This window comes from Streptomyces sp. NRRL WC-3742, assembly GCF_000720635.1.
Classification (GTDB): Bacteria; Actinomycetota; Actinomycetes; order Streptomycetales; family Streptomycetaceae; genus Kitasatospora.
Window position 1 is genome coordinate 76162 of sequence record NZ_JOCF01000015.1, and the last position, 22539, is coordinate 98700.

General features: G+C 73.5%; 22 protein-coding genes and 1 pseudogene. 13 read left to right on the top strand and 10 right to left on the bottom strand.

Features of this window, described 5'->3' with window-relative positions; all coding sequences use genetic code 11:
- Window positions 1-100 precede the first annotated feature (100 nt).
- Together IH61_RS0111550 and IH61_RS46910 are read left to right on the top strand one after the other, a co-directional pair.
- Window positions 101-772 (top strand): hypothetical protein, encoded by a 672-nt coding sequence (locus IH61_RS0111550; RefSeq protein ID WP_031068458.1) that lies wholly within the window; start codon window positions 101-103, stop codon window positions 770-772.
- Window positions 747-1019, top strand: a complete 273-nt coding sequence (locus IH61_RS46910) for a hypothetical protein (protein WP_158844907.1) — start codon at window positions 747-749, stop codon at window positions 1017-1019. Before IH61_RS0111550 ends, IH61_RS46910 begins: the two co-directional genes overlap by 26 nt.
- A gap of 84 nt (window positions 1020-1103) precedes the next feature.
- Here IH61_RS46910 and IH61_RS0111555 read toward each other — a convergent pair whose 3' ends face one another.
- A complete protein-coding gene (locus IH61_RS0111555; RefSeq protein ID WP_051836852.1) occupies window positions 1104-1571 on the bottom strand; it encodes a MarR family winged helix-turn-helix transcriptional regulator in 468 nt (155 codons plus the stop codon).
- Window positions 1572-1627: 56 nt separating this feature from the next.
- On the opposite strand from IH61_RS0111555, the gene IH61_RS0111560 reads away from it, so the two are divergent.
- Window positions 1628-2659: an NAD-dependent epimerase/dehydratase family protein gene (locus IH61_RS0111560; RefSeq protein WP_031068463.1), complete on the top strand. Its 1032-nt coding sequence runs from the start codon at window positions 1628-1630 to the stop codon at window positions 2657-2659.
- A gap of 183 nt (window positions 2660-2842) precedes the next feature.
- Here the strand turns inward: IH61_RS0111560 and IH61_RS0111565 are convergent, their stop codons facing one another.
- From IH61_RS0111565 to IH61_RS0111580, 4 genes are all read right to left on the bottom strand, one after another.
- The gene (locus tag IH61_RS0111565) at window positions 2843-4258 is read right to left on the bottom strand and encodes a sensor histidine kinase (RefSeq protein ID WP_051836853.1); all 1416 of its coding nucleotides are present in this window, start codon (window positions 4256-4258) and stop codon (window positions 2843-2845) included.
- Window positions 4255-4935 (bottom strand): response regulator transcription factor, encoded by a 681-nt coding sequence (locus IH61_RS0111570; protein ID WP_031068467.1) that lies wholly within the window; start codon window positions 4933-4935, stop codon window positions 4255-4257. Before IH61_RS0111570 ends, IH61_RS0111565 begins: the two co-directional genes overlap by 4 nt.
- Window positions 4936-7143: an MMPL family transporter gene (locus IH61_RS0111575; RefSeq protein WP_078911018.1), complete on the bottom strand. Its 2208-nt coding sequence runs from the start codon at window positions 7141-7143 to the stop codon at window positions 4936-4938.
- 624 nt (window positions 7144-7767) lie between these two features.
- The gene (locus tag IH61_RS0111580; RefSeq protein WP_031068471.1) at window positions 7768-8514 is read right to left on the bottom strand and encodes a maleylpyruvate isomerase family mycothiol-dependent enzyme; all 747 of its coding nucleotides are present in this window, start codon (window positions 8512-8514) and stop codon (window positions 7768-7770) included.
- A 71-nt stretch (window positions 8515-8585) separates the two neighbouring features.
- On the opposite strand from IH61_RS0111580, the gene IH61_RS0111585 reads away from it, so the two are divergent.
- The 3 genes and pseudogenes from IH61_RS0111585 (at window position 8586) to IH61_RS0111595 (ending at window position 10541) form a co-directional block, all read left to right on the top strand.
- Window positions 8586-9512 carry a MerR family transcriptional regulator gene (locus IH61_RS0111585; protein WP_199823298.1) on the top strand — a complete coding sequence of 309 codons (927 nt, stop codon included), beginning with the start codon at window positions 8586-8588 and terminating at the stop codon, window positions 9510-9512.
- Window positions 9513-9535: 23 nt separating this feature from the next.
- A pseudogene (locus IH61_RS45815) lies at window positions 9536-9769 on the top strand (DUF3626 domain-containing protein); the annotation flags it as partial.
- 109 nt (window positions 9770-9878) lie between these two features.
- A complete protein-coding gene (locus IH61_RS0111595; protein WP_078911019.1) occupies window positions 9879-10541 on the top strand; it encodes a DUF3626 domain-containing protein in 663 nt (220 codons plus the stop codon).
- A 37-nt stretch (window positions 10542-10578) separates the two neighbouring features.
- Here IH61_RS0111595 and IH61_RS0111600 read toward each other — a convergent pair whose 3' ends face one another.
- Both IH61_RS0111600 and IH61_RS0111605 read right to left on the bottom strand, forming a co-directional pair.
- Window positions 10579-11601 (bottom strand): hypothetical protein, encoded by a 1023-nt coding sequence (locus IH61_RS0111600; RefSeq protein ID WP_031068479.1) that lies wholly within the window; start codon window positions 11599-11601, stop codon window positions 10579-10581.
- A gap of 80 nt (window positions 11602-11681) precedes the next feature.
- Window positions 11682-12269 (bottom strand): TetR family transcriptional regulator, encoded by a 588-nt coding sequence (locus IH61_RS0111605; protein WP_031068481.1) that lies wholly within the window; start codon window positions 12267-12269, stop codon window positions 11682-11684.
- A gap of 122 nt (window positions 12270-12391) precedes the next feature.
- On the opposite strand from IH61_RS0111605, the gene IH61_RS0111610 reads away from it, so the two are divergent.
- The 6 genes from IH61_RS0111610 to IH61_RS0111635 all read left to right on the top strand — a co-directional run bounded on the left by IH61_RS0111610 (window position 12392) and on the right by IH61_RS0111635 (window position 18984).
- The gene (locus tag IH61_RS0111610) at window positions 12392-12700 is read left to right on the top strand and encodes a hypothetical protein (protein WP_031068483.1); all 309 of its coding nucleotides are present in this window, start codon (window positions 12392-12394) and stop codon (window positions 12698-12700) included.
- 354 nt (window positions 12701-13054) lie between these two features.
- Window positions 13055-14884 (top strand): sialidase family protein, encoded by a 1830-nt coding sequence (locus IH61_RS0111615; RefSeq protein WP_031068484.1) that lies wholly within the window; start codon window positions 13055-13057, stop codon window positions 14882-14884.
- Window positions 14885-14923: 39 nt separating this feature from the next.
- Window positions 14924-16498, top strand: a complete 1575-nt coding sequence (locus IH61_RS0111620; RefSeq protein ID WP_063763185.1) for a sialidase family protein — start codon at window positions 14924-14926, stop codon at window positions 16496-16498.
- A 156-nt stretch (window positions 16499-16654) separates the two neighbouring features.
- A complete protein-coding gene (locus IH61_RS0111625; protein WP_031068488.1) occupies window positions 16655-17062 on the top strand; it encodes a nuclear transport factor 2 family protein in 408 nt (135 codons plus the stop codon).
- 132 nt (window positions 17063-17194) lie between these two features.
- Complete coding sequence (locus IH61_RS0111630; protein ID WP_051836856.1) at window positions 17195-18085, top strand: Rieske 2Fe-2S domain-containing protein; 891 nt, start codon at window positions 17195-17197, stop codon at window positions 18083-18085.
- Between the two features lie 230 nt (window positions 18086-18315).
- Entirely contained in the window at window positions 18316-18984 is a 669-nt protein-coding gene (locus IH61_RS0111635) for a phosphoribosyltransferase (protein ID WP_051836857.1), read from the top strand.
- Between the two features lie 149 nt (window positions 18985-19133).
- On the opposite strand, the gene IH61_RS48435 is transcribed toward IH61_RS0111635, so the two are convergent.
- The 3 genes from IH61_RS48435 to IH61_RS0111655 all read right to left on the bottom strand — a co-directional run bounded on the left by IH61_RS48435 (window position 19134) and on the right by IH61_RS0111655 (window position 20843).
- Entirely contained in the window at window positions 19134-19598 is a 465-nt protein-coding gene (locus IH61_RS48435; protein ID WP_234327138.1) for a hypothetical protein, read from the bottom strand.
- A 186-nt stretch (window positions 19599-19784) separates the two neighbouring features.
- Window positions 19785-19979 carry a sigma-70 family RNA polymerase sigma factor gene (locus IH61_RS0111650; protein WP_031068495.1) on the bottom strand — a complete coding sequence of 65 codons (195 nt, stop codon included), beginning with the start codon at window positions 19977-19979 and terminating at the stop codon, window positions 19785-19787.
- A 417-nt stretch (window positions 19980-20396) separates the two neighbouring features.
- Window positions 20397-20843, bottom strand: a complete 447-nt coding sequence (locus IH61_RS0111655) for an ATP-binding protein (protein ID WP_031068496.1) — start codon at window positions 20841-20843, stop codon at window positions 20397-20399.
- 592 nt (window positions 20844-21435) lie between these two features.
- Between IH61_RS0111655 and IH61_RS0111665 the strand changes: the two genes are divergently transcribed.
- On the top strand, window positions 21436-22533 hold the full coding sequence (locus IH61_RS0111665; protein WP_234327139.1) for an AI-2E family transporter: 1098 nt from the start codon (window positions 21436-21438) through the stop codon (window positions 22531-22533).
- The last annotated feature ends 6 nt before the right edge of the window (window positions 22534-22539 follow it).

The following is a 22539-nucleotide window of genomic DNA, read 5'->3' on the forward strand; positions in this document are numbered from 1 at the left end:
CCTCCACTGATCGATGGGTGCCAGTGCGCTTCACCTGAGACCGTTGTAGCACGTCGTCCATGCGATGACAAACGAAGTGTGTCGTCGATAGAATGACGTCGTGAGTACGAAGCCGCCGAAGTCCGACGCCCGCCCCGGGCCGGTCTCATTCCTTGCCGCCGCCACGGCACTCGCCTCCATCGACGATGCCGTCCGCACCGCCCGCACACCCCCCACCGCCACCCAGGACACCGTGGAGGACGGCCCCGAGCAGGCGCTGGCCGCCCTGGTCCTGCTGCGCGAGCTGCGCACCCAGCTCGCGGGCTGGGAGGCTCCGCTGGTCGAAGCCGCCCGCGCCGGCGGCGCCACCTGGGCCGACCTCGCCCGCCCCATGGGCGTCTCCAGCCGCCAGGCCGCCGAGAACCGCTACCTGCGCCTGCGCCCCGCCGGCACCACCTCGCCCGAGGAGACCGGAGCCGAACGCGTCAAGGCCGTACGCGACCGCCGCGCCGCCGACCGGGCGGTCAGCGCCTGGGCCCGCGACCACGGCGCCGCCCTGCGCGTCCTGGCCGCCCAGATCACCGCCGCCCCCGGCCACACCCCGGCCGCCGAGCCCGCGCTGACCGCGCTCACCACCGCCCTGGGCGCCGCCGACCCCGTCGACCTCATAGCCCCCCTGGCCGACATGCGCCCCCACCTCGCCACCGCCCACCCCGATCTCGCCGACCGACTCGACGACCTCACCCGCCAGACCGACCGACTCCGCGATGACAGCGACCAACGACGCGCCTGACCCCCGCACCACCGACGCAGACCGGTGGCAGCCCATCCTCCAGAAGCTGGCAGACCTCGAAACCCGGGTCCGCACCCTGGGCGACGAGACCACCGCCGCCCTGGCCACGCACCTGGCCCGACTCGACGCCCTGCGCCACCAACTGGCCCACCCCGCCTGGCCCGACCACGAGGCGGCCCACGAACCTGGCCCAAGCCGCGCACCATCACCGGCGCCCCGCCGAGCAGCCCGACGCCCGTCGGCGTGACCAACTCCCGACACGGCGGGACGGGCCCCGGCACCGACCCACGCGCCCGCCCAGGACGGACCGGCACCCGGACAACGGCGCCGGCTACGGGCGCTGCGGGTTCCGCATCTTCGTCAGCAGCGCGAGCAAGGCGTCCTGTTCCTGCGCGTCGAGGCCGGCGAACAGCCTGGAGGCGTGCAGCCGCGTTCTGAGCGTCTCCCACAGTTCGTGTCCTCGGTCGGTGAGGACGAGCGTGCGCTTGCGGCCGTCGGTGGGATGGGGCCGGCGGGCGATGAGTCCCATGCTCTGAAGCTTGTCGGCGGCGAGACTCACCGTGGAAGCGTCACAGCGCAGGCGGGCAGCCACGTCCCGCATGGTCGGCGGCTCGGTTCCCGGGGCGAGCGCCCACAGTGTGCCGGCGACGGAGGCCGGAACTCCGAACTCGCCGAGCACCTCGGCCACGACCGCGTCCGCGCCGTTCGCCACCTCCATGAGCGCGCGGACGATCTCGGCCTTCCGCTCGACGTCCGCGCTCTGAGCCACCGGTACCTCCACGCCACTGTCCACGGTCATACCGCCATGATACGCTCCCAATATCAATGAGAAACTCAATGATATTGTAGAGGCAAATGGGCGACGACCATGCCGGCGAGACGGTGCTCGTCACAGGTGGAACCGGCTACCTGGCCCGCTGGGTGGTCGCGGGCCTGCTCCGGCGCGGCTACCTGGTGCGCACCACCCTGCGCAGCCTCGACAGAGCACAGCAGGTGCGCGACGCCGTGAGTGAGCAGGCGGGCAAGCAGGCAGCCGGGGCCATCGAGTTCGCGGCTGCCGATCTCCTGGGCGACGAGGGCTGGGACGAGGCGGTCGCGGGTGCCGACTACGTGCTCCACACCGCCTCGCCCATGCCCTTCGGCTCGGGCGTGGATCTCATCACCACCGCACGCGAGGGCACCCGTCGCGTCCTGGGTGCCGCCGCGCGTGCCGGGGTCAGGCGTGCCGTGTTCACCTCGTCCGGCGTCACGGCCGACACCGGCGACGCGGACACGCCCGCGACCGAGGCGGCCTGGACCGCGCCGTCCGGCACTCCGGTTCGCGCGTACCCCGATTCCAAGATCCTTGCCGAGCGCGACGCCTGGGATCTCGCCGCCGCGACCGGGCTCGAACTGACCGCCGTCCTCCCGACGTTCATGCAGGGCCCCATGCTCGGCACCGGCATGCCGGGAACGGTCGAGATCATCCGCCGCCTGCTCACCCGCGAGATCCCCGCCGTGCCGAACATCGGCTGGAACGTCGTCGACGTCCGCGACGTCGCCGAACTCCACATTCTCGCCATGACGAGCCCGGGCGCCGCAGGGCAGCGCTTCCTCGGTTCGGGCACCTTCCTCTGGTACCGGGACATCGCCCGCATCCTGCGCGAGAAGCTCCCGGACGAAGCCGCCAAGGTGCCCGTCCGAGCGATGCCCGACATCGTCATCAAGCTGCTCGCGCGGCGCAACCCGCAGATGGCGATGCTGCGTCCCGAGCTCGGCCGCGTCAGGCTCGTCGACAGCAGCAAGGCACGCACCCGACTCGGCTGGCATCCCCGCCCCGCCGAACAGACGATCATCGACACCGCCACCGCGCTCATCGCCGCCTCACGAGAGGGGCGAGCAGCATGACGTTCCCGCCGATGCGGCGCACATGCCATGGTGGCCACGGCCGCACCGGGCGTATCCGAAGCCGACGTGTACGCCGCGGCCAGGGCCACCGCTCACCGGCACGGGACCCTCGCGCCCCACATGCACTGTCGCGGTGCCTGGCCCTCATGCGTGCTTGTGGGCTTGGTCCAACCACCGAAGTGCTCATGAAACGGCGTCGTCCGCGGCGTGCAGCGTCACCGTGACCAGCGCGCCGCCTTCGACCGCCGCGCCGATGGACACCGTCCCCTGGTGCGCGAAGGCGATCTCCCTGACGATCGCCAGGCCGAGCCCGGTCGAGCCGCTGACCAGCTCACGGCTGGCGTCGAGGCGGACGAACCGGTCGAATACCCGGTCCCGGTCCTCGGCGGGGATGCCGGGGCCGTCGTCCGCCACGGTGATCCGGACCAGGCCGTTCGCGGTGGTGCCGACGGCGTTCGGGGAGGCGGTGACGCGAACCGTCGTACGCGCGTGGCGGACGGCGTTGTCGATGACGTTGCGGAAGAGGCGCGACAGGTCCGCGCTGTCACCGGTCACGGCCAGACCCGGCGGCACCTCGAGCGAGACGGCGACGCCGGCCGATGCGGTGGTCTCCGTCAGCTCGGCCAGCAGCGGCGCCAGTTCGACGCGTCCGCGGCGGGCGGCGGCTTTGCCGGCGTCGGTTCTCGCGAGCAGCAGCAGATCGCTGATCAGCGCCTCCAGGCGGGTGGACTGTCTCACCGCGCGCGTGGCGATGTCCGGCCACGGGGCCCGGTCCGGGTGGGCGAGGCCGACTTCCAGACCGGTGCGGATCGCGGTGAGCGGGCTGCGCAGTTCGTGGCTGGCATCGGCGACGAAGCGGCGCTGCCGGGAGGCGGAGTCCTCCAGCCGGGCCAGCATCGCGTTCATGGTCTGCGCGAGGTGGCCGATCTCGTCGTCGGTGCCGGGTTCCGGGACCCGTCGGGTCAGGTCCGTCGCAGCGAGGTCGGTGATGTCGGTGACCGCACGGCGGATCCGCTCGACCGGCCGCAGGGCCCGGCCGGCCACGAGCCAGACCGTGGCGCAGGCCAGCAGGAGCAGTGCCGGCAGTCCGATGACCAGCAGTCGCGCGAAGGTCTCGTTCACCTGGGAGAGCAGCGAAGTGGGCGTCAGGGTGACGACGGACAGCGGTTGTCCGCCGACCGTGACGTGCTCGCCGTAGACGGTGACCTCACCGGGGACGACGCCGTCGGCCGCCTTCCGACGGACCGGGGACGTGGAACCGGGTGGCAGGTCGTAGACGGCGGGCAGTGCGGCCAGGGTCCGGGTGGCGGCGAGGACGCGGCCGTCGGCGGTCAGCACCTGGGCCTCGGCGGCCGGGTCGAGGACGGAAGCCGGCAGCGGGTTCGGGAACGTGCCGTCGGCGGAGGCCGACTGCTGGACCTGGGCGGCGTAGGTGCGCACCTCGCTCTGCACCGTGCGTCGTGCCGAGTCCTCCTGGAGCAGATACATGACGACGAGGCCGAGCGTGACGGCCGCGGTCAGCGCCAGACCTGCCGCGACGGTCACCCGCGAGCGCACCGTCGCGGGTCGAAGCCTCGCGACGACCTGCGCCGTGGTCACGACCGCTCCCGGATCACGTAGCCCTGACCGCGCACCGTGTCGACGATCGACCCGCCGGCCGCACCAGGAGTCTCGATCTTGCGTCGCAGCCGGTGCACCAGCACTTCGACAGCCGTCGGGTCGCCGTCGAAATGGGCGTCCCAGCAGTGCTCCAGCAGTTCGGTCTTCGAAACGACCCGTCCTGCCGCACGCAGCAGGTACTCCAGTACCGCGAACTCACGCACCGTCAGATCCAGCGGCGCGCCGTCGCGTGCGACGGTCCGCGCGGCGGGGTCCAGCGCCAGGCCGGCGGCAGTGAGCACCGCCGGCCTGGCGCCGAGTGCGCGCCGGGTCAGGGAGCGCAGGTGGGCGAGGAGCACCGGATAGGAGAACGGCTTGGGCAGGTAGTCGTCGGCGCCGCTGTCGAGGCCCTCGGCGTGGTCGAGGTCCTCGTCCAGCGCCGTGAGCATCAGGATCGGGGTCCAGATCCCGCGCCCGCGCAGCGCACGGCACACCTGGTAGCCGTCCATCCCCGGCAGCATCACGTCCAGGACGATCACGTCGTGCGGGCTCTCCGCGGCCTTCCACAGCCCGTCCACACCGTTGCCCGCGACGTCCACGACGTAGCCCTCCGCCGAGAGGCCCCAGGCCAGGGCCTCGGCGACGTCCGGCTCGTCCTCGACCACCAGCACTCGCATCTATCCAGCGTCCCTTACGGTGTGCGCAGCGTGCGCGGTATGCGCGGTATGCGCGGGTTCGCGCCGCGCCGCGGGAGCGCCGGGGCCCGCTGCGGGCTTCAGGCGCAGGATACGGCGGGCCCGGTCCGGCAGCCACCAGTTCCGGTCCCCGAACAGCGAGACCAGCGCGGGCAGCAGCAGCATCCGCACCACGATCGCGTCCAGCACCACTCCGGACGCCAGCCCGGCGGCGATCTCACGCACCGTCACGTCATTGGCGGTGGACAGCGAGGCCAGTGCGAAGAACAGGATCACGGCGGCCGAGCTCACCAGGCGCCCGGTGCGGGAGACGCCCTCGACGATGCCTTCGCGGGTGGACCCGGTGCGTTCGAAGCCCTCGCGGACCCGGGCCAGGATGAAGACCTCGTAGTCCATCGAGACTCCGAACAGGAATCCGAAGATCAGGACCGGCGCGAAGGCGTCGATCGTGCCGTAGCTGCCGGTACCCCACAGCGCCCGCATGCCGATGCCCTGCTGGAACACCAGGACCAGGATGCCGTAGGTCGCGGCCACCGAGAGCATGTTCAGCAGCACCGCCTTCGCAGGCAGGAAGAGCGACCGCATCCCGCGAGCCAGCAGCAGGAACGTCACCAGCGCCACGATCCCGAACAGCAGCGGGAACGAGCCGTACGTGGCGTTCGTGGCGTCGATCCGCTGCGCGCCGTCGCCACCGGCCAGCGCGCCGGGTGCCACCGAGCCGGCCGCCGCCCGGACGTCGGCCAGCGCGGTGCCGCTGTGCGAACTTCCGATCTCGGTCCGCGGGATCGCGACGACCAGCGCCGAGCCGTCGCTCGCCGACCAGCCCGGCCCGGCCGCCACGGCGGCGCCGCGCAGGCTGGACAGCGAGTCCAGCGATGTGACGACGGCCCGGGCATCGGCGGCGTGCGGGACGTAGACCGGGACGGCGGTCAGCGTGCCGGACGGGAACCCGTCGGCCTCCAGCGCGTGCAGACCGTCGGTGTAGCTGCCGGCCGAGGCCATCGCGTGGGTGGTCGGCTGGGCGATGTCGATCGTGGTCGCGATGCCGGCCAGCGCCCCGAGCAGGCCCAGGCCGACGACCGCCGCGAGCACCCGGTGCTTGATCACGCCGATCGACCAGGCGGTCCAGAACCGGCTCGCCGCCGTACGGCGCGACGCGCGGCGGGGCCGGTCCGTCCGCGGCCCGACCTTGGACAGGATCGCGGGCAGCAGGGTCAGCGCGACGAGCGTCGCGGTGGACGGGATGAACAGCCCGGAGATCCCGATCCCGCGCACGACCGAGTTGGGGACCACGGTCAGCGCGAACAGCCCGAGCGAGGCGACGAGACCGCTGAACCACACGCTGTGGCCGGCCCGCTTCATCGCGGCGAGCACCGCCTCGTCGTTGGACCTCCCGGCGCTGCGTTCCTCGCGCCAGCGGGTGACCACCAGCAACGAGTAGTCGATCGACAGGCCCAGCCCCAGCAACGCGACGATGTACTGCACCGAGGGGTTGAGCGGTGAGGACGACGGCACGAGGTACGTGAGGCCGTAGATGAGGACCTGCATCGTCAGGACGCTGATGAACGCGGTGAGCAGGGGCAGCAGCGCCAGGAACGAGCCGAACACCCACGCCAGGACCAGCAGTGCCCCCGCGGCCCCGATGAGCAGCTCGCTCAGCACCGAGGAGTTGCCGCCGCCCGTGGTGTTCCCGGCTTCCAGGGCGTGGTAGCCGGTGCCGTGGACGGTCAGGTCCGGTGCGGCCTGCCGCGCGGCGGCGGTCAGCAGATCGACCTGCTCCGGTCCGATGTCGTCGCTCGGCTTCGGCGGGTAGGCGAGCACGATGGTGCTGGTGCGGTCCGTGCCGACCAGCGCGGCGTCGCCGTCGGCCGCGAAGGAGACGACGCGCAGATCCGGCGCGGCCTCGGCGAGCGCGGCGTCGATCCGGCTGAGGTCCTGCTTGACCCGCGGTGTGTCGACGGTCTGCCCGGCCGGGGTGTCGAGGATCAGCACGCCGGGGTCGGCGGCAGCACCACCGTACTGCGCGGCGATCGCGGTGTTGGCGGTGAAGGCGGGGCCGTTGACGTGGCTGCCGGACTGCAGCCGGCCGGACAGCGAGGGCGTGAGCACCGAGCCGACAGCTGTGACGGCGAGCCACAGCAGTCCGACGGCCAGGCGGTGCCGGGTCACCCACATTCCGAGTCGTTCCATCAGATCCCCCTGAGGATGGGTCCGAGTAGGCGTCTTCCAGGTCACGGTCACCGTAGGAAGGCGCAGCTTTCAGAACCCTTTCGTGCTGCGGCCACCGGTCCGCCCGGCCCGCGATCCCCACCGGCGCGAGCGGCTGGGGTGGCGCCTGAGGTGGCGCACCCCGACGGACCCGGCTCGGCACCTGCGCTGACCCACTGCGGGACGAGTCGGTCAGGATCCGGTTGACCTCGGTGGGGCGTTCCTGCTGGATCCAGTGGCCGCAACCGTCGAGCGGCGCCGCCGTGCACTCCCGGCGCTGGGTCCCCAACCTCGCCACCTTCCAGTGCCTGCACGACACCGGCTCCGGAAACGCCCTGCCGGCCGGCAGCGACGTCCTCGACAAGCTGCCCGACCTCCCCAACGTCCGATCTTCAAGAAGTCCAGCTGCAGCGGCGGAGACGACAACTGCGTCGAGAGGGCGCTCGGTGGGCAAGCGGGTCTCTCACGTCCGCGACTCGAAGGACCCCTCCGGCCCTGTCCTCGTACCCACCCGACTTGATCGTCCGGATGACCCCGAGCGCCTGCCCGTTCGCGGGGCAGGTCGACGCACTGGCCGATCCGGCGGAACTCGTTCCGGTCACAGCTCTAGAGAGCGGTGCGGGCCAACCAGTGGTCCAGCAGGGCCCGTTCGCCCGTCACCTGGGCGTCCTCCGGTGGGATGCGGCGGGTGAGCACCAGCATGAGCTGCGCCACCGGGCCCGACACCACCACGTCGGCCTCGACCGGCCCGCGTTCCCATCGCACCGCCCCGGGTGCGCGGGTGACCAGCCAGCCCGCTCCCTCCGCAGGGCGGAAGCCGATCCGTTCGCCCGCGCCGGGCAGTTCGGCGAGCCCGGGCCTGACGGCTTCCAGGCCCGGGGTGGCCAGCAGGTCCAGGGTCTCGCTGATCACGTCGGCCGCCAGGTCCTCGGCGATCGCGAAGGACGCGCCCGCCGCGTCGTAGTGGTGGACGCAGGTGTCGCTCACCATCCTGCGCAGGACGAACGCCGCCGACCGTGGGCCGAGGAACGTCCGGATCTCGGCGTCTCCGCCGACCTCGCCGATCGCGTGGATCAGCTGCTCCGCGCCCTTGTGGAGCCAGCCGGCCCATGCGTCCGGGGTGCCGGGATCGGCCAGTTGCGGGTCGGGGGCGGGCAACTGCTCTCCCCCGCGCACGATTTCGGCCGCCCAGCGGTGTTCCTGGCCGACGTGGCCCACGAGCGTTCGCAGCGGCCAGTCCGGGCAGGTGGGCACCCGGGTCGCCGGGGGCTGTCCGGTGACCGCGCGGGCGAGGGCCGCGGTGTGCTCCCGCAGGCCCTCCACGAGCCGTGCGACGTCCAGTGTCGATGACATGCCGGAAGGTCCTTTCACGAAAATCGGGCCGACGCCCGTACGGTAGGAGTTCCAGTCGGGTGGAGGTTCAAGTGCCTTTGCATGAGCAGACGTTGGGAATCGGCGAGCTGGCCCGCCTGACCGGCGTGCCGGTACGGACCGTCCGCTTCTACTGCGACGAGGGCGTCATCGAAGCGACACGCAGCACCGGCGGCCACCGCAGGTTCGACCGTACGGAGATCGAGCGGCTCGCCCTCGTCAGGCGCCTGCGCGGGCTGGGCCTCGGGCTGCCCTCGATCAGGCAGGTACTCACCGGGGAGCGGTCCGTGGCCGACGCGGTGGCCGACGAACGGGCGGCGCTCGACGTGCAGTTGGCGGGTCTGGCCTGGCGCCGCGCCTCGCTGCGCGCCGTCGAGGAGGCGAGCCCCGGCGAGCGGGCGGCGCGGTTGGATCTGCTGGCCGCCGCGCAGGACGGCGGCGTCGCCCGCGACGCGCTGACCGCCTTCTGGCGGCGCGCCATGGTCGTGCCCGCGTCGGAGGCGATGTTCGCCGGCTTCATCCACCTCGTCGTGCCCGAGCCGCCCGCCGACCCCTCCCCGCGCCAAGTGGTGGCCTACGCCGAACTGTTCGCCCTCGCCCATGACCGGGAACTGGTCCGCCTCCTGCGCGCCATGGCCCGCGCCAACGCCGAACTGGTCACCGACCCGGCCGGTCTCCTGCACGGCATCGGCGAGGCGTGCACGCTGGCCGGCCCACTCGTGCAGGCGGGCGAGCCGCCTGCGCCGGGCCCCGTGCTCGACCGCTTCGTCGCCGCCCACGCCGCCGCCCGCAACACCACCGACACCCCGGCCTTCCGACGCCTCCTGCTCGCCCATGTCTCCACCGACCGCGACCCGCGGATGCGCCGCTACTGGCGGCTCACCGCCGAGGCCGGCGCCGACCCGGCCTCACCGGCCGCCTCCCACCTGTGGTTGACCGACGCGCTCGTACGCTCCCAGGAATCCGTGTGCACAGGCTGATCACCGCGGGAAATACTGTGCGCATGAGCACCACAGCCCCCCGGTCACCGCAGGAACGCGCACTCGCCCACGTCGCCGAACTGGCCTCGGGCCCCGCCCTGGACCCGACGCTGCGGGTGACCCTCAACTTCCACCCGGACCGCCTCACGGACGGCCGGCCGCTCCTCGACGCGATGGCCGAGGACGGCGTCTACCGCTCGCAGTTCGTGACGGGCACCAGCAACGGCGGCCTGACCGCCCACCCCGGCGGGGACCGTTGGGCCGTGTCTTTCGGCTCACGCCGGGCGGTCGCCGCCGGGGCACGCACCTCGACGGCTTCTCGTCGGTCACCGATGCTCCGCATCTACTCCCTCCTCGGCACCGCCGATGCACGCACCCCAACGCCGCCCGCTCATCCGACGTGAGCCGAAAGACACGACCTGGCGCTGGGAGAGCCGCATCTTCGACGGCGCGTACGACGAGGCGCCCGCCGACGAGCGGCCCGTCTACGGGGCGTTGAACTACCGCCGCAAGCCGGCCGGCGGCGCGCCGCGCTTCGGCTCCGCCCACTTCCGGCTGACGGCCGAGCCGCTGGAGCGGACCACGTTCTGCTACCCGGACAGCTTCCTCGAGCCCACGGACTTCGGCGTGGCCGCCCGCATGGGCCTCGTCGACCTGGCCCTCGCCGACGACCAGGACGCCCTGGACGACTACGTCGAGGCCCAGGTCCACGGGCCCGTGCGCCCCGACCGCCACGTGGAGGCGCTGGTCCTGGACCCCTCCTACCGAGGCACGGCCGTCGAGGCTGCCGGCCTGCGCCTCGGCTGCGCCGTGGAGTGGCACGACGGGTTCCGCCTCACCGTCGAGGAGCTGCGCCGCCATCCCGACTACCGGGGGCAGGAGTTCGTGGACCTGGGCGCGCGGATCGCCGTCGACGGGCTCCTCGACCCGCGCATCGTCGGCGACGCCGCGCGGAGCGGCGACCACGACCCGCAGGACGTCAAGAAGGTCTGGCACTACCTGGCCCGCTTCGGGGCGCCTCCGCAGTAGGGCCGGCCGTCAGGCGTCAGGCGTCAGGCGTCAGCCGTCAATCGTCCGCGTGCCCGGCGGCGCGCAGGCGCAGGCGCCAGGTGTCGGTCTCGGCGGCGACCCGGACGACGATCAGGCCGGGGCGCGGGACGGCGAGCACGTTCGTCGGCCACTCGGTGGCGGCGCCGGTGGTGATCGTTCGGGCCGGGTAGCCGGACCAGGGCGACGGCACCGGGCAGTCGCACGGCCCGACGGCCCAGCAGCCGCAGGCGAAGGTCACCGACCAGTCGTCGGACGCGACCTCCGCGACCAGTTCGGCCGGTGCCTCGTCCCGGACGGCGAACACGGTGCTGCCCTTTCCCGTGCACGTCGGCGGGAGGCTCTCGAGCTCCGACGGGCGCAGCAGCCGCACGGCCCACTCGCGGCGCCCGCCACGGCCGTTGACCCGCAGGTGCGTCACGTCGCGGGTGACCAGGCCCAGGGAGCGGTGGACCACGGCCCACCCGCCGGTGAGCCGGTCGTGGGTCCGGGTGCGCTCGGCGGTGCTGGTGAGCGGCGAGATCGAGAGGAAGGCCCGCTCGGAGGCCCGCACCATGACCTCGGCGACGGCGGCGGCGCCGGGCTCGGGCAGGACGACGGCGAAACTCTCCTCGGTCTCCTTGGCGCCGTCCTGCACGCCGTAGAGGGGCTCGCTGCTGCGCGTGCCCTCCGGAATCGGCACGGCGTCCTGCGGGGCGGCGGCGCTGCGCGTGCTCCGCGCCGCCGACCGTGAGCGCTTCGGCCGCGGCGGTGCGGCGGCGGCCAGGGCCGCCCGTACGTCGGTGCTTCGTGCGGTCCGGGACGGCGACACGGGCTTGGCCGTCCGCATGTCACCGGACCGGAGCTCGGCGGCCGTTGAGGCGGCTGAGGCCGCGTCGGCAGCCGTTGAGGCGGCCGCCGAGGCCGCGTCGGCCGCCGACCGTTCCGCCGCGCGGGCAGCTGCCTCGGCCGCCTCGGCCGCCCGGACCGCCCGCCCGGCAGGCCCGCGCAGGACCACCGCGGTGAGCAGGCAGCCCAGCAGGAAGGCGATGACGACCAGCACGATCCCCCCAAAGAAGTGCGATCGTCAGAGACTAGCCGTTCGAGGTCCGACGCAGGGCCCGTCGATCGGGCGTCCTGTCGTCACGGCCGCGCCATCCGGCGGACCAGCGTGGCCAGGGCCTCCCGGTCGGCCGCCGGGTCGGCGGAGCCGCCGAGGAGCAGGCGCGCCATCTGCGGCAGGGTGATCCAGGAGTTCACCATGCTGATCATCGCGAACATCATCCGCCCCGCGTCGACCTCGTCGATGATCCCGCCGCCCCGCTGAGCGGCGGCGACGGCGGCGACCTTCTCCCCGAGGTGCGCGGCGCGTTCGGCCTCTGCCGCGAGCTCGTCGGTCGCCTTGCCCCGCTGGAGCCCTTCCCAGGCCAGGAGGCGGGAGAAGTGCGGGTGGGCGGAGTGGTAGTCGAAGACGCGGCCGGCGTAGTCGCCGAAGTCGGCCGCCTCCTCGACGACGAGGGGCACCGCCTCCGCCAGTTTCGCGAGTTCGCAGGTGAGGACGGCGGAGAACAGCTGCTCCTTGCTGCCGAAGTACTGGTAGATGCGCTCCTTGTTCACCCCGGCGCGGGTGGCGACCCGGGCGATGCGGGCGCCGTCGGGGCCGAACTCGGCGAACTCCTCGACGGCCGCGTCGAGGAGGAGCTGCTGTGTGCGTGCGGTGTCCCAGGCCATGGGGCCAGCTTACCGCGAATTTCCAACCGGATGGTTGGACATTCGCGGCCGCATCTGCAAAACTCCAACCAACGGGTTGGAGATTCGAGCTCCAGCCGTCCGCCACAGGGGAGGAACGCGCCATGTCCACCGACACCATCACCGCACCCGCCACCACCACCCCGGCTGCTCCGGTCACTCCGACCGCCCCGGCCATGCCCTCCGTGCACCGCCGGGCACTGCTCACCTGGCTCGCCGTCTACCCGAGCATCACCGCGGCCTTCCTCCTGCTCGGCCCGTACCTCAGCGGCCTGCCGGTGCCACTGCGCACCCTGGCGATGACCGCGGTCGTCGTCCCGGTGGTCGTCTACGGGGTGATGCCGCTGCTGCTCAAGGCGAACGCGAGGATCGCCCGCCGTGCGAGCCTCGGCGGTCGGCCCGCGGCCCGTTGAGTTCGACCGGCGCGACCTTGGTTCGTACCGTCCGACCGGACGATCGGGCGGTACGACCGCCCGCAGCGGCCCCCACCTGGCAGACAGCCGGGCCCGGGGGCCGCTGACAATTTCCCGCCCGCACGGCAAGCGCTCCCCACGCCCGGGCAAACGGCACGTCAACTTCCGCGCACCGCCCTTGTTGACGTGACCTCGACCTCACTACGGTCGGCGAGCCGCGCGGCCGATCACCCCCGAGTCCGAGCCAACCCGACCGCGCGCAGCGGCACACCTTCGTTCACCTGACGGACCGTCATCGAGCCCCGGGAACAACGGCGTTCCCGAGGCCGTCGCACACCCCCGGGAGAATCCGCCTTGCGCCTTCGAAGAATCGCCCTGCTGCTCGGCCCCGCCCTGATCGGCCTCTCCCTCCTCTCCCCCGGCCCCTCCTCGGCCGCCCCCGACTCCTCCTCGGCCGCCCCCGGCCCGGCGCTGCCGCAGGGCACCCAGAGCGACGACGCGTACGCCGCGAGCCCGGCCGCCAACGCCGTCCGCAACGTGCAGGCCACCTCGGCCCTCGTCAGCTGCTACCGCCCGGAGGTGCCGTACGGCGCCAACAGCGGGCCCGCCGAGGGCTACAGCGGCATGACGCCCTGCCCGGCCTCCGGCGCCACCACCGGCGAGGACACCGGCGCGGCCGGGCCCTACCCGAGCCAGGCGGGCAGCAACCCGGGCTATCCGGCGGCCGGGCCGATGCTGGTCAAGGGGCACTCGGAGTCGGACCTGCGGATCGACCCGACCGACCCGAACCACCTGATCGGCGCCTCCAAGTGGGTTGCCAGTGCCGAGGGTTACAACCACCTGCTGGGCTTCTTCGAGTCCTTCGACGGCGGCCGCAGCTGGCCCGTGCAGGGCCACATCCCCGGCTACGAGGGCTGGACGGACAACACCGACCCGGTCGGCGCCTTCGACACCTGGGGCAACTACTACTCCCTCCTCCTGCCCTACCAGTTCTCCTACGACCCCGACGGCTCCCACGACTTCAACCCCGGCACCGCCCAGGAGCCCGACCCGGCCGTCCCCTCCCAGGTGATCTCCCTCTCGGTGCGCCCGCACGGCGCGACCACCGCCAGCCGGTGGACCAGCACCCACGCCGGGCACCCGGACTACGTCGCGACCTACGACAGCGTCGGCAACGGCCCCGACAAGCAGTGGATCGCGATCGACACCAACCCCGCCAGCCCCCACCTGAACCGCGTCTACGCGATGTGGGTGGACTTCCACAGCAAGACCGCGGTGCCGTACGTCTCCTACGCCGACGCCCGCCCGGACGGCACCCACACCGACTGGTCGGCCCCGCAGGCGCTGCCCGAGCCGCCGAGCACCCCGCAGGGCGCCACCTACCTGCTGCCGCACGTCGCGCCGGACGGCTCGGTGTACACCACGCTCACCAACTCCGATCCCGCGCACCGGTTCTGCTGCGACACGGTCCTCCTGGACGCCTCCCGGGACGGCGGGCGGACCTGGTCCACGGTGTCGACGCTGCCGGGCACCATCACCCCGCCGCCGGGCTCGTACGCCAACACCACCTTCCGCGACGGCATCGAGGACACCTTCGCCCTCGGCAGCCGGCCGGTGAACGGCCACTACCCGCTGTACGTCGCGTACGAGGACTACGCCACCGGCGTCGTCAACGTGCTGATGACCGCCTCCTACGACGGCGGCGCCAGCTGGAGCACGCCCGTCCGGGTCAACGACAACACCGCCGCCGTCGACGAGTTCCAGCCCAACCTGGCCACCGGCCCGGACGGCACCGTCAGCGTCGCCTTCTACGACCGCCGCCTCGCCTGCCCCGCCGCCGGCACCGCCGAGGCCCGGGCCGCCGGGCTGGCGCTCGACACCGCCAACCCCAAGCACCCCGGCGCGCCCTACGGCGCCGCGAACTACTGCGCCGACACCAGCGCCCAGTTCTACGACCCGGCGCTCAACCCGATCGGCCACAACCTCCGCCTCAGCGCCCACTCCTTCGACCCCCAGCTCGACGCCCCGGTGGAGGGCTCGAACACCTTCATCGGCGACTACTTCGGCAACGCCGTCGGCGACGCCACCGCGTACACCACCTCGGTGACCACCTACGACGACGGCACCAACCCGGGCCACCTCCAGCAGCAGCAGGTGACGGCCGTGGCGGTCCCGCGCCGCTGAGGGCCCCGTACCCCCCAATCCCCGCTCCCTGGAGGTCCTGTGCAGTTCCGCACCAGAGCGCCGCTCGCCACCGCGTCCGCTGCGCTCCTCCTCGCCGCCCTCGCGGCCGGCGCACCGGCCGGCGCGGCCACCGGCGACGCCAAGCCGGGCGCCCCGCTCGCCCTGATCTCGCCCGGCGACCCGTACGCCGCCTGCGACATCAGTGCCGACGGCTCCGGCACCAACCACCTGTCGGCGGAGGAGGAGCCGTACGCCTCCTCCAACCCGCTCGACCCAGCCAACACGATCACCATCTACCAGCAGGACCGCTGGTCCAACGGCGGTGCTCGGGGCCTGAGTTCGAGCTACACCACGGACGGCGTCCACTTCACGCAGACGGCCCTGCCGTTCACCCACTGCACGCCCGGCGGGCTGCCCTACCAGCGGGCCTCGGACGGCTGGGTGAGCTTCGGCCCCGACGGCACCGCCTACGCCAGCGCGCTGATCTTCGACGCCACCACGCCGCGCAACGCCGTCGCCGCCGCCACCTCGTACGACGGCGGGCGCAGCTGGCAGCACGTCACCGAGCTGATCACCGACAACGACCCGGCGATCGGCGACGACAAGAACGCCGTCACCGCCGACCCGGTGCACCCGGGCGTCGCCTACCAGGTCTGGGACCGCCTCGACCAGGTCGGCGGCGCCTCGCCCTCCTTCGACGGGCCGGGCTACATCTCCATCACCCGCGACCACGGCCGCACCTGGTCCACGGCCGCGCCGTTCGTGATCACGTCCACGGTGGCGAACTCCCAGACCATCGGCAACCAGATCGTCGTCGACCCGCGCACGGACACGCTGTACGACTTCTTCTCGTGGATCACCTACACCGACGCGACGGCCAGTACCGTCAGCGAGGTGCACTACGGCATGGTCAGTTCCACCGACCAGGGCCGCACCTGGAGCCCGCCGGTGCGGGTCGTCGCCGACACCTCCGTCCCCGAGGTCCACCCGAACGCGCCCACCGACGCCACCAAGTCCCTGCGCGCCGGGGCCGGTCTGCCGAGCGTGGCGATCGACCCGCAGACGGGCGAGCTCTACCTCGCCTACGAGGGCTCGGACTTCAACGGCGGCGCCTACGACGCGATCCAGCTGGTGCACTCCACCGACGGCGGGAGGACCTGGAGCGACCCGGCCAGGCTCAACCAGGCCCCGAACGCCCCGGCGTTCACCCCGTCCATCACGGTGGCCCGGGACGGAACGGTGGCCGTCAGCTACTACGACCTGCGCTACCTGACGGCAGGCGACACCGCCACGCTGCCCACCGCCGCCTGGCTGCTCAGCTTCCCGCGCGGCGGCGAGAACAGCCCGGTCGAGCGGCAGATCTCGCCGGTCTTCGACTGGCTCCAGGCGCCCTACGCCGGCGGGCACTTCCTCGGCGACTACCAGGCGCTGGTCAACGACGGCCGCCAGATCCGCCCGGTGATGGTGACGGCCAACACCGACCCGCTGAACTCCACCGACGTCTACAGCGGCCGCTTCCAGCCCGGCACGCTGCGCAGCCCCGCCGCCGGAAACCCGGCCGCGCAGGCCGGCCACCCCGCCGGGCCGCGCACCGCCCAGCCCCTGCGGCGCTGACGCCCCGCACACCGGCTGCGCCGTGCCACCCCGTCCGGTGGCACGGCGCAGCCGGTGTGCGCAGCCGTTCGCGCACAGCGCCGTCGGCCGCTCCGGAACCGGCGGCCGATGTGATGGGATGGGAAGGTCGCACCCGCAGCAGCCAGGAGGTCGTCGGTGTCCCCGAGCGCGCAGGAGATCTTCCAGAGGTACGTCCACGCCGGTCCGCTGACGCGCGACGCGGACGCTTTCGCGGAACTCTTCACCGAGGACGGCGTGTTCGAGGCGCCGCTGCTCCCGGAGGACACCTCGCTCCCCCGGCGGATCGTGGGCCGCGAGGCGATCCGCCGGGCGATGGCGGCGCACTACGCGCAGCTGCCGATGGACAGCCGGGTGCCGAACGTCGAGAAGTCCGCCTACGTGCTGCACGCCACCGCCGATCCGGAGGTGTTCATCGCCGAGATCGACACCGCGTTCGACACCGAGGACGGGGAGGACGTCGTCTCCCTGGTGCAGGTCTTCCGCACCCGCGACGGCCTGATCGCGAAGCTGCGCGACTACTTCTCCCCTGCCCTGCTCGCCTGAACCTCAGCCGGCCCGAACCTCGGCTGGCCTGAACCTCAGCCGACCTGAACCTCAGACGCCCGCCGGGACGGCCGACACAGGCCCGGGCCTCCGATCGGGTTTGGGGGCCCGAGACCCGGCAAGCCGCCAGGTATGAACACCTCACTCCCCCTGCACACCCGCCCCTGGTCCCGCCGCCTGCGCCGCGCGGTCGACGCACCGGCGCACTGGGACCTCCTGGACGCCCCCGCCTCGCACCTCGCCGCCGCCGTGGAGAGCCTGCCGCTCGGGCCGTACCGCGACGCGCTGCGCGGCGTCTGGCTCGGGCACCCGCTCCACCCACTGCTCGTCCAGATGCCGCTCGGCTTCTGGACCTCCGCGGAGCTGCTGGACGCCACCCCGGGCGGGCGCCGCAGCGCCGACACCCTGGTAACGGCCGGCCTGCTGACCGCCGCACCGGCCGCGCTGGCGGGCTGGGTCGACTGGGCCCGGCTCGACCCGCCGCGCCGCCGCACCGGGCTCGTCCACGCGCTCTCCAACACGACCGGAGTGCTGCTCTACGGCGGTTCGCTGCTGGCCCGCTGCCGTGGCCGCCGCGTGCGCGGGCGCCTGCTCGGCCTCGCCGGGCTCACCGCCGTCTCCGTCGGCGCCACACTCGGCGCGCACCTGGTCTACCGGCAGGCCGCCGGGCCCGACCGCGCCGCGGCCGTCCCGCTGCTGGCCCCGGCGGACTGGGTCGGCCTCGGCCCGGTTGAGGACTTCCCGCCCGACGAGCCCGTCCGCCGCACGGCGGGCGAGCTGCCCGTGGTGGTGGTCAACCGCGGCGGGCAGCTCCACGTGCTCGCGGAGCGCTGCAGCCACCTGTCCGGGCCGCTCGCCGAGGGCACGATCGCGGACGGCTGCCTGCGCTGCCCCTGGCACGGCAGCGAGTTCCGCCTGCGCGACGGCGAGGTGGCGCGGGGCCCGGCGACGGCGCCGCAGCCGGTGCTGGAGACCCGGGTCCTCTCCGGGCACCTGGAGGCACGCCTGCCGGCCGTCAGCTGAGCCGCCCGGGCGCGGCGGACTCGGGCCGCCGGGTCCGGTGCGCGCTCACGGGAGGCTCCGCCGCTCCCGCTCCCGGTGCCGGTGCCGGACGAGCGGCCGCACGCCCACCAGGGCCCGCGCCGCTGCCCCCTTCCTCCGCCCCGTACCGTCCGCGCGGACACCGGCGGACGTTAGAGGCCGCGCGGACGGGGAAGCCGCCCCGTAGGCGCGGGGAGAAGGAGGACGGACCCGTGAGATTCCTCGACCGCGTGACCGCCGGACGCCGACTCGCCGAGGCGGTCGCCCCGTTCATCGGCAGCCGGACCGACGGCGAGGTCGTCGTCCTCGGCCTGGCCCCCGGCGGACTGCCCGTCGCCGCCGAGGTCGCCGCGGAGCTGGGCGCCCCGCTGGACGCCACCGTGGTACGGAAGTTGAGCGTGCCCGGCCACGACCGCCCGATCGGCGCCGTCGCCGACGGCGACCCCCCACTGTTCGACCACGACGCCCTCAAGGTCCTCGGCGTCACCCCGATCGAGGTCGCCGCAAGCCTCAAGCACGAACGCGCCGAGGTCCACCGCCACGAAGCCCTCTACCGCGAGGACCGCGCCCCGCTGCGCGTCCAGGGCCGCACCGCCGTCCTCGTCTCCGACGGCCTCACCGACGCCCTCACCGCCCAAGCCGCCGTCCGCACCCTCCTCGCCGACCGCCCCGACCACCTCCTCCTCGCCGCCCCCGTCTGCGACGCCCGCCTCGCCGACGACCTGCGCCGCGACGTGGACGCCCTCATCTGTCTCCACCTGCCCGACTACGCCCACGCCGCCGGCCCCTTCTACGGCGAGTTCCACACCGTCACCACCCGCGAGGCCGTCCTCCTCCTGCGCCGCCACAACCGCCACCCGGAGGGCGCCCACAGCGGGTAGGGCGTGGCCACCCGCGCACGCGGGAGGGACGCCTACGGCACCCTCAGGTCGCAGACGAGTCCGAAGACCGCCAGGGCCACGCCGAGGAGCGCGGCGGTGGGACCGTCCGCGCTCCTGTCATGCGGCTGCATCTCGCTCAGTGACCGAACTCAGTGGCCGAACAGGTGCCCGCCCCTACGCCAGCGCGGCGTGCGGCGGACCTCGCCCTCACGGCCGTCCTGTTCGGCGGCGCGCTGCTCCGGGGTGGGGAGCACCGCGTCCACCCGGGGTCCGAGGGGTTCGGCCCGGGGTGTGACGGCTTCGATCGGCGGCACGGCGGGGTCGGTCGGCGGCGCGAGGCGTTCGAGCCGGTCGGCCCTGCGCAGCCGCGCGCCACGGTGGCGCCCGAGACGCCCGGTGGAGGTGCGGCGGGCGAGGCCGCTCATGGCGAGGCCCAGGCAGAACAGCAGGGCGAGGGCGATGCCGGCCAGGAAGATGCCGAGGCCGTTCAGCGTCACCAGGTCGTTTCCGAGCACCGTCACCTGGTAGTCGGGCCCGCCGGAGAGGTTGTCGGCGATCAGCAGCCCGGTGAAGGCGCCGGACGCCGCCAGCAGCAGAAGTCCTAGCAGCAACATGGGTGTCCCCTTCCGTCATGTTCAGGTCCCCCTGGCGGCGCCTACCCGGACGGCCCGGGTCGTAACGCGGCGCAGCGCGGCTCCTGCTCGCGCGGCGCGGACTACTCGCACTGGACGGCGATCAGGCGGGCGTTGTCCTCGGTGTCCACCGACGGGCGACGGAATCGCCCTGCGGTGGATGTCAGTTCAGGCGGATGCGGCGGGCCGGTCGGCCCAGCCCGGGGCGCCCCGGTCCTCCAGGCGCTCGCGCAGGCCGCCGAGTGCGGCGGTGAGCAGCCGGGAGACGTGCATCTGGGAGACGCCGACGCGCTCGGCGATCTCGGACTGGGTGCAGCCGTCCCAGAAGCGGAGCTTGAGCACGGTCTGCTCGCGCAGCGGCACCCGCGGGCGCCGACTCGCCTTTTCACCCGATGGGCCCGATTCACACGCCTCCCTCCGGGGTACACGCGCACCTCGCATCAGCCGCGACGACCGAGAAGAGCGAGGCCATGACCATCCCGCCACCCCTCGACCCGGACACCGATCCGATCCCCCACCCGAACCCCGGACCGCGCCCGGGCGAGGAACCCCGGCCGATTCCGCCACCCGTACCGCCGTTCCCCGACCCCGATCCGGCGCCGCCGCCCATGCCGGAGCCTTCACCAGCCTGAGCGCACCACGGCACTACTTCCGTAGTGGCACTACATCTGCAGTGCCACTACGGAAGTAGTGACGATGCGGATGTCGTGCGACTGCACCGGTAGTCGCACTACGGAAGTAGTGGCACTACGAATGTAGTTCCAGGCCGCCGCCGACCACTCAGGGCCGCTCCAGCGGCGACGGCACCTCCAGCCAGACCAGCTTCCCCTCCCTCTCCGGCACCGACCCCCAGGCCCCGGCGAGCCGGTCGACCACCCGCAGGCCGTGGCCGCCCGGACGGGCCGGGCCCGCGTACGGGAGCAGCCGGGGCGGCACCGGGCTGGCGTCCGTCACCTCCACCCGCAGCCGGGCGCCGTCCCAGTTCAACCGCAGTTCGCGCGGGCCGCCGGGGGCGTGCAGGCAGGCGTTGCTGACCAGTTCCGACACCATCAGCAGGACGTCCTCCGAGACGGCCTGCTGCTCCTCGTCGACTGCGGGCAGCCAGTCCCAGGACTGAAGGGCCTGCCGACTGAACTCGCGGCACCGCTGCACGGCGCCCTCGCTGCCCGCCAGCGCGAGCCGCCTGGTCTGTCCGGTGCCCGCAGGCGGGCTCCCGACGCGGTTCACTGAGCGCCTCCGTTCAGGACGAGCCGGGCGAGTTGGGCGAGTTGGGCAGACCGGGCGCGTCCACCGAGCCGAGGGCCGACGCGCGGTCGGGGTGGATGCGGAGCACTCGCCGTCCCGACCATCATGCCGCGCGGCGCCTCCCGCCGCGCGAACGGCCGACGGGCCACAGGCGGCCGGGCGGCGGGCCGCATGGAACGCCCGTACCCGGGCACACGCCGCGCGGGGCGGAGTTCGCCCCCGTCGACGACGATAGGAGAGTGCGCCATGGGCATGGAGGAGCGGATGCGCGGACTAATCCGACAATGCCGGTGAGGAGACCAAGGAGTCCGCCGGGAAGGCCGTGGACGACCACAAGGACGAGGTCCGGAAGCGCGGCGGGCAGCTGAAGGACGATCTGCGGCAGGCCGCGCAGGAGAAGCTCAAGCAGATGGGGAGGAGCTGACCGCCGGCCCGTGAACCCGAGCCGCACGAGCCGCACGAGCCGCACGACTGAGCCGATCCCGGAGGGAGGTCCCCCGTGGGAAGGAAGGGCGCCGGTCGCCCCCGCTCGCCCCGGGTCCCGGCCCGAGTGCATGCCCGGGTCCCTGCCCGCGTGAGGCCCCGCCGCGCCGTAGGCCCGCCGGCCGACGACCGGGTCCCGCCCGGGCTGCGCACCGCTGCCGGGTACACCTGGCGGCTGCTGCTGCTCGGCGTGGCCGCGTACCTGGCCGTCGAGGTGCTGGGGCGGCTTCAGCTGCCGGTCGTCGCCGTGTTCATGGCGCTGGTGATCACCTCCGTGCTGCGCCCGCTGGTCGACCTGTTCGCCCGGGTGCTGCCGCGCTCGCTGGCCGTATTGCTGGCCTTCCTCCTCGCCGCCGTGGTCGTCGGCGGGGTCCTGGCCCTGGTCGGCACCACCGTCGCCGACGAGTGGAGCCGGCTGGGCACCGAACTGCGCGGGGGCCTCGCCCGGATCGACCACTGGCTCACCGGCGCCCCCTTCCACCTGCGCCCCGGCACGGTGACGGACCTGCGCGCGAAGATCGCCGCCTTCGTCGCCGCCCACCGCCAGGCGCTGCTGAACACGGCGCTCAGCGGCGCGAGTCGCGCGGTCGAGCTGCTCACCGGACTGGCGCTCGCGGTGTTCTGCTCGGTGTTCTTCCTGCACTCCGGCGACCGGATGTGGCGCTGGGCGGAGTCCCTGCTGCCGGACCGGGCCCGCCCCGCGTGGGACCGGGCCGGGCGCACCGCCTGGCGCACCTTCGCCGGCTACACCCGTGGGGTGCTGATCGTGGCGGCCACCAACGCCGTGCTGGTGGGCATCGCCCTGGCCGTGCTGCGGGTGCCGCTCGTCGTCCCGCTGGTCGTGCTGGAGTTCGTGGCGGCGCTCGTGCCGCTGATCGGCTCCCCGATCGCGCTGGCCGTCGCCGCCCTGGTGGCGCTGGCCGCGCGGGGGCCGGTGGTCGCGCTGCTGGTGCTCGCCCTGATCGTGGTGATCGGCCAGGTCGAGGGCCATCTGCTGCACCCGCTGGTCCTGGGCTGGTCGGTGCGCCTCCATCCGGTGGCCGTCGCGCTGTCGGTGATCGGCGGCGCCGTCCTGGGCGGGGTGCTGGGCGCGGTGGTGGCCGTCCCGGTGGTGTCCGTGGCCTGGGCGGTGTTCGGGGAACTGCGCGATCACGGCCCGTCAGCACCTGTCAGGGACCGTTCACCCTGACAGGCC